Below are 6,473 nucleotides of genomic sequence, written 5' to 3' on the forward strand. Positions count from 1 at the left end.
AGCAAGTGTACGCAGGTTCACTGATGAGACAGTAGAAGATGAAAAGATAGAAAACCTTCTCAAAGCTGGAATGCAGGCCCCGTCAGCCTGCAACGCTCAGCCATGGGAGTTCATTGTGGTAAGCAAGGAGGAGGATAAGCAGGCAATCTCCAGGATGCATCGGTTCGCAGCCCCCGCCGCCAATGCATCACATTTGATTATCACCTTGGGTAATCTCAACGAGTCCAAGGTTCATGGCATGATCGAGCAGGACCTTGGAGCATGCAATGAGAACATTCTATTGCAGGCAACCCATGAGGGACTTGGTGCGGTCTGGCTTGGTTTCCATCCGATAGAGGAGAGGGTCTTGAAACTCAAGGAGTATCTTGACATTCCGGATTACTGCATTCCCTTTTCAGTGATATGTGTAGGATATCCTGCCCATGATGTCAGTGTCAAGCTCCGCTTTGATGAGTCCAAGGTTCATTTTGATAGGTATTAGGTGATTTGAATGAGTAAGCGATGTACTTATTGCGGCTGGCCCAACAGTGATGATGCAGAGTACTGCAAGGGCTGCGGATACAAGCTTAACAAGTACTGGAAATATACTGAAAGAGGATCTGAATTTGTTGACAATACCAAAAAATAGTTTCACTCATCTACATTTCACAGTATTGGATGGCGAAATTCAATGGACATTTCAATTTAACAGCATTTTCATTTCATTATAATCTCATTTTTAAACATGACTATTGATTTGCTTAATCATGATTGTAAGCATATTGAATAATTTTGTCATGGGAAATGGTGCATGTTATTTTTTAGAATATTCTTATATATTCCAATTGACATAAATTATATTGAATATTTTTTTTTGATGGGGATTTGAAATAACATGGCAAAGATATACTTATACGACTTCGAACATCTGAACACAACAACAGAAAGTATCTACGAGTTAAGGGACTTCAACGTCCTCATAATACTGACCGACGGTACAAATCTGACCAACTGGGACGATGTTGAAAACAGGGAAGACGTATTGTTTGTCAGCGAGGACCTCTTCGGCGTAACATCACTGGAGGGCCGTTATAAGGACATGAAAAACCTGAAGGCCATCGTAACCTTCGGAGTCGGAAACATCGACAACCTCAAGGAACTCTTCTCAGGATGCGAATCCCTCGAGGAAATCTCAACACTGTCCTCATGGGACGTTTCAGGAGTAACCGACTTCAGCTACATGTTCAACGGCTGCAAAAGCCTAACCAACATTGACTCATTGACAGGATGGAACACTCAAAGCGTGGAGAACATGTCCTGCATGTTCTACGGATGCAAGGAACTGGAAAGCATCGACCCACTGGCCAACTGGGATGTGGGCAGAGTATATGACATGCACTACCTATTCTGCGAGTGCAACAGCATCAAAAACGTTGACGCCCTTGAAAACTGGAACGTCAGCAACGTGCTCGACATGGGGTGCCTGTTTGAGTTCTGCACATCACTGGAAGACATCTCAGCACTCTCCAACTGGAACCTATCCAATGTGTTCAACATCACTGCACTGTTCAGGGGATGCGCAGCGCTGAAGGACATTTCACCACTATCCAAATGGGACCTGTCAAAAATGACAAGGAACAAGGGACTTTTGGCGGTATTCTCACATTGCCTATCACTTAAAAACATTTCCCCATTGAAGAAATGGGACACCTCAAACATTACAAGGATGAGCGGGCTTTTCGAAGGATGCATATCACTCAAAAGCATCTCCGCCTTGAAGAAATGGGACACAAGCAATGTGGATACATTGGACTTCATGTTCAGGGGCTGCAGTTCCCTCAACAACATTTCCGCATTAAAGAAATGGGACATTGAGAATGTGAAATCAACAAAGGGAATGTTCGACAACTGCGTATCCCTTCTAGACATCACTCCGCTGAGCAACTGGGACGTCTCAGGGATAGAGTCAATGAACAAGATGTTCTACTCATGCGAGTCAATAATGGACATTTCAAGCCTTGAATCATGGCAATTGGCTGACGGCGTATCCATCATAGGCATATTCGACGACTGCTTTGCCCTTAAGGAATACCCTAAATGGTTCAAAATAGAAGTTATCAGAAACGACAGGTTCGAGCCGGAATCCAGAAGGAAAGTCATCGAAGATCTCGATGAAGGCTTCTTCAGGGGCTATGACTTGAACAACTTCAACGAGCCGACACAAATGTTCATGGTAAGCTCATTAACCGACGAATCGCTGCTGGCCTATATACTGGACAGGTCAAGCTACAGGCCGGTTCAGGAATTCGCGCTTGACAAGATCAATGATGAGGAGATACTGACAAGTATAGCAATCCACGACCACAACTACGACATAATACAGTCCAGGAAAGGCGGCATGGACTTGAAGTTCTTCTTCTACAACCGTGAAAAGGCGTTCCTCAAAATCAAGAACAAGGTATTTCTGATTAAAATAGCAAAGGAAATGCAGCACAAGTTCCACAGCATAGAATATCTTACCGAATATGTCGACACTGAAGAGTCATGGCTTGACATTGCCCTAAACGCCCAATCATATGACGTTCGTCTCTTCGCATTCGGAAAGATCGAGGCAGAAAACTCCCTCCAGCGCATAGTCGATGAAAGCAAGGACGAAGTGATTGTTGACATTGCCCAGAAAACCATCAAGGCCATTGAAGATGCCAGAAGGCAAAAAGAGGAAGAGGAAGCAAAACGAAAACAGGCTGAAAAGCAAAAGGAAATAGAAGAGCAAAAACGCAAGCAGGCTGAAAAGGATAAAGAGGAAATCAAACAGAAGCTTGCCGAAAAACATAAGATGGAATCCGAGGACGATTCCAAAAATGACAAGGACTGATTTTTTTTAATGGCAAATGAATATTTACCTGAGGGTGTAAAATTCATTTAGTCAAACTTAAATAATAATAAAAATATATTTTTACTCAATAACTTAATTTATTTAGGTTAAATTTTTTTAGAGGTTAAAACTATGGTAAGTGTAAACGTAGAAGCTAAAAAAACCGTAGATGTAATGATTGAAAAAGCAGATGAATTAAACATCGCTGTTGCAACTTTAGATAATGGCGCTACCGTCATCGACTGTGGTGTAAACGTCGATGGAAGTTTCAAAGCAGGAGAACTTTATACTAAAGTATGTCTTGGCGGACTCGCAGATGTTGGAATCTCAATTCCAGGAGATTTATCTGAAAAATTCGCACTTCCTTCAGTAAAAATCAAAACAGACTCACCTTCAATTTCAACCTTAGGTTCACAGAAAGCAGGTTGGTCCGTATCTGTAGGAGACTTCTTCGCATTAGGTTCAGGTCCTGCAAGAGCAATCGCATTGAAACCAGCAGAAACCTACGAAGAAATCGGATATGAAGACAAAGACGCTGAACTAGCAATCCTAACCCTTGAAGCGGACGTATTGCCAGGTGATGAAGTTGCACAATACATTGCAGACGAATGTGACGTTGACGTGAAAAACGTATACCTTTTAGTGGCTCCAACCTCATCCCTCGTCGGATCCATCCAAATCTCCGGAAGAGTAGTTGAAAACGGAACCTACAAGATGCTTGAAGCAATCAAGTTCGACGTTACAAAAGTAAAACACGCAGCAGGTATCGCACCAATCGCACCTGTCGACCCGGACGGATTAAAAGCAATGGGTAAAACCAACGATGCAGTGCTCTTCGGTGGAAGAACCTACTACTACGTTGAATCAGATGAAAACGATGACATCGCTGATGTAGCAGCTAAATTACCATCCTCTGCAGCAGATGGATACGGCAAACCATTCTTCGACGTGTTCAAAGAAGCAGAATTCGACTTCTACAAAATCGACAAAGGAATGTTCGCTCCTGCAGAAGTAGTCATCAACGACTTATCAACCGGTAAAATTTATAAGGAAGGATTCGTCAACGCAGACTTGCTCAAAAAATCCTTCGGCGTAGATGAATAGACATATTCATCTATTTTTCTTTTTTTTAAATCCAGTTTCACCATAACCATTATATAACAGTATTGTCAATAGTCAATATGGTGAATTTTCATGGAAATATTTGAAATATTGAAAGATTCCGTAAAATATCCATTTACGGACATTAAAATGTTATTGATTATCGGAGTAATCCTTGTTGTGGGCTCAGTTTTAGATTCAATAGGCTCTTACGTTGACAATGGCATAGTAGTGATTCTGGGAATGATTGCTTCACTCGTGCTGAGCATACTCGTCATGGGATATTCCCTGGACATATTCAAGTTCGCCATAGACCTTGATGGCGCAGTCCCTGAACTTGATGTTGAAAGCAATCTTAAAAATGGGGTTAAAGTGCTGATTGTAACAATCATATATTATATCATACCGGGCATTATAACTCTAGTTGCAGCAATATTAACCTCCGGCTTTGCATTCACCAGGCTCGCTGGCCTGAATAATGTGGAAAATGCAACAGCCGCCGAAGCCGCAAGCCAAATCTTCACACCGGATTTCATAGCCGCAATCGGAGTGGTTATGGTCATTGCAATCGTATTGTACATCATATTCACATTGCTCGCCCTTATGGGAGAGGCCAGGCTTGCAAGAACCGGCAACATTGATGATGCAATAAGATTTCGCCAATCCTATGCTGACTTGAAGGAGATAGGTATCGGCAAGACATTGGCATTGCTGATATTATTGTTCATTTTAGTTGCAATAGTCATTTTCATAATGATGCTGGTTAGTTTCATCCCTATTGCAGGAATTTTCATTGCCACATTGATAGGGGCACCATTCCTGGTATTCATGCAAAACAGGGCATACGGATTACTGTACTCAGAAATAGCTTAAACCGATTTTAAGCTATTCTACTATTTTTTTTACAGTCAATCAAAATTTTTTGAAAAACCTTTTTAACTATAACAATTATAAATTATATTATTGGAGATGTTAATTATGACTGATTTAAAAGGTACAAAAACTGAAGCAAACTTGCAAGCAGCATTTGCTGGCGAGTCCCAAGCACATACAAAATATCAATACTTCGCAGCAAAAGCTAAAGAAGAAGGCTATGTTCAAATCCATGACATATTCATGGAAACTTCCAAAAACGAAAGGGAACACGCTAAAATCTGGTTCAAACTATTGCACGATGAAGACATTCCTGACACAATCGCTAACCTGAACGCAGCAGCAGACGGTGAAAACGAAGAATGGACTGAAATGTACAAGGAATTCGCTGAAACCGCTAAAGAAGAAGGTTTCCCAATGATTGCATTCCTATTCGAAAAAGTAGGTGCAATCGAAAAAGAACACGAAGAAAGATACAGAACCTTACTTGCTAACGTTGAAAACGATGCAGTGTTCAACAAGGAAGAAGAAATCGAATGGAAATGTGAAAACTGTGGATTTGTTTTCAAAGGTCCTAACGCACCTGAAAAATGTCCAGTATGCGGACTTCCAAAAGCACATTTCGAAGAAAGAGCAACCAACTTCAAATAAGCTCTTTTAACTTTTTTTATTTTTTAACTTTTTTTTCAATGACATAGTGATTATAATGAACAAGATGGTCGTATTTCTAATCAGGCACCCCAAGTTTCCAGATGTTGCAATCAAGGGACTGGTCGACGGCGATTACCTCCTCGACGAGGAGGCCAAGAAGTATGCCGAGGGAATCATCCAATACTATCAGAAGGATAATATCAGATGGGAGTTTCCAATAAACGAGTTCATGAAGAACTCCATCAAATGGAATGCTTACGAGGAATTGAAACAGATAATCGCAGACAATGAGGAAGACCTTGCCTGCACAGTCTTCGAAGGGGACAAGAGCAAGATCAACTGCAGATACGACGGCATGTTCATTGAAAGAGAAGTGTTGACCTGGTAACCAAAACTATTTAAATGGACAGGTCATTAACATAACATTTAATGGAGATGATAAATATGGCAGATTTAAAAGGAACCAAAACAGAAGAAAACTTGAAAGCAGCACTTGCTGGTGAATCCCAAGCACGTGTAAAATACGAATTCTACGCTTCACAAGCTAAAAAAGACGGATATGTTGAAATCAGAGACATTTTCCAAGAATCCTCTGACAATGAAAAGGAACACGCTAAAATCTGGTTCAAACTCCTCAACGGAGGAAGCGTACCTGACACTTTAACCAACCTCGCAGACGCAGCAGCAGGCGAACACGAAGAATGGACTTCTATGTACAAGGAATTCGCTGCAACCGCACGTGAAGAAGGCTTCGATGACATTGCAGACCTATTCGATGCAGCAGGAGCAACCGAAAAGGCACACGAAGACAGGTACAATGCATTAACCGACAAGATCAAAGCCGGAAAGGTATTCAAGAAAGATGAGGAAATCGCATGGAAGTGTAACAACTGTGGATACATCCACTACGGCAAGGACGCACCGGAAGTTTGCCCATTATGCGACCACCCTCAAGCACACTTTAGAAAACAAGACACTAGCTACATCTAGATTC

At 41.6% G+C, this 6,473-nt stretch carries 8 protein-coding genes; all 8 read left to right on the forward strand.

Annotated elements, in window-relative coordinates:
• Nucleotides 1-481: nitroreductase family protein (locus QZU77_RS10140; RefSeq protein ID WP_295603740.1), on the forward strand; the 481-nt coding region annotated here is incomplete at its 5' end.
• Between the two features lie 9 nt (nt 482-490).
• Nucleotides 491-628 carry a zinc-ribbon domain-containing protein gene (locus QZU77_RS10145; protein WP_295603742.1) on the forward strand — a complete coding sequence of 46 codons (138 nt, stop codon included), beginning with the start codon at nt 491-493 and terminating at the stop codon, nt 626-628.
• A gap of 246 nt (nt 629-874) precedes the next feature.
• A complete protein-coding gene (locus QZU77_RS10150) occupies nt 875-2,854 on the forward strand; it encodes a BspA family leucine-rich repeat surface protein (RefSeq protein WP_295603744.1) in 1,980 nt (659 codons plus the stop codon).
• Nucleotides 2,855-2,986: 132 nt separating this feature from the next.
• Nucleotides 2,987-3,958, forward strand: a complete 972-nt coding sequence (gene mch / locus QZU77_RS10155; RefSeq protein WP_295603745.1) for a methenyltetrahydromethanopterin cyclohydrolase — start codon at nt 2,987-2,989, stop codon at nt 3,956-3,958.
• Between the two features lie 90 nt (nt 3,959-4,048).
• On the forward strand, nt 4,049-4,828 hold the full coding sequence (locus QZU77_RS10160; RefSeq protein WP_295603747.1) for a DUF4013 domain-containing protein: 780 nt from the start codon (nt 4,049-4,051) through the stop codon (nt 4,826-4,828).
• A 105-nt stretch (nt 4,829-4,933) separates the two neighbouring features.
• A complete protein-coding gene (rbr, locus tag QZU77_RS10165) occupies nt 4,934-5,479 on the forward strand; it encodes a rubrerythrin (RefSeq protein ID WP_295603749.1) in 546 nt (181 codons plus the stop codon).
• 55 nt (nt 5,480-5,534) lie between these two features.
• Nucleotides 5,535-5,867 (forward strand): hypothetical protein, encoded by a 333-nt coding sequence (locus tag QZU77_RS10170; RefSeq protein ID WP_295603751.1) that lies wholly within the window; start codon nt 5,535-5,537, stop codon nt 5,865-5,867.
• A 56-nt stretch (nt 5,868-5,923) separates the two neighbouring features.
• Nucleotides 5,924-6,469 carry a rubrerythrin gene (gene rbr, locus QZU77_RS10175; protein ID WP_295603753.1) on the forward strand — a complete coding sequence of 182 codons (546 nt, stop codon included), beginning with the start codon at nt 5,924-5,926 and terminating at the stop codon, nt 6,467-6,469.
• Nucleotides 6,470-6,473 lie beyond the last annotated feature (4 nt).

The sequence above is a fragment of the uncultured Methanobrevibacter sp. genome (assembly GCF_902774605.1).
In the GTDB taxonomy this organism is placed as follows: Archaea; Methanobacteriota; Methanobacteria; order Methanobacteriales; family Methanobacteriaceae; genus Methanocatella.

Coding starts and splice junctions, on each gene's coding strand:
- QZU77_RS10170 (WP_295603751.1), top strand. CDS start 5,535: ATGAACAAGATGGTCGTATTTCTAATCAGGCACCCCAAGTTTCCAGAT.
- QZU77_RS10160 (WP_295603747.1), top strand. CDS start 4,049: ATGGAAATATTTGAAATATTGAAAGATTCCGTAAAATATCCATTTACG.
- rbr (WP_295603753.1), top strand. CDS start 5,924: ATGGCAGATTTAAAAGGAACCAAAACAGAAGAAAACTTGAAAGCAGCA.
- mch (WP_295603745.1), top strand. CDS start 2,987: ATGGTAAGTGTAAACGTAGAAGCTAAAAAAACCGTAGATGTAATGATT.
- rbr (WP_295603749.1), top strand. CDS start 4,934: ATGACTGATTTAAAAGGTACAAAAACTGAAGCAAACTTGCAAGCAGCA.
- QZU77_RS10145 (WP_295603742.1), top strand. CDS start 491: ATGAGTAAGCGATGTACTTATTGCGGCTGGCCCAACAGTGATGATGCA.
- QZU77_RS10150 (WP_295603744.1), top strand. CDS start 875: ATGGCAAAGATATACTTATACGACTTCGAACATCTGAACACAACAACA.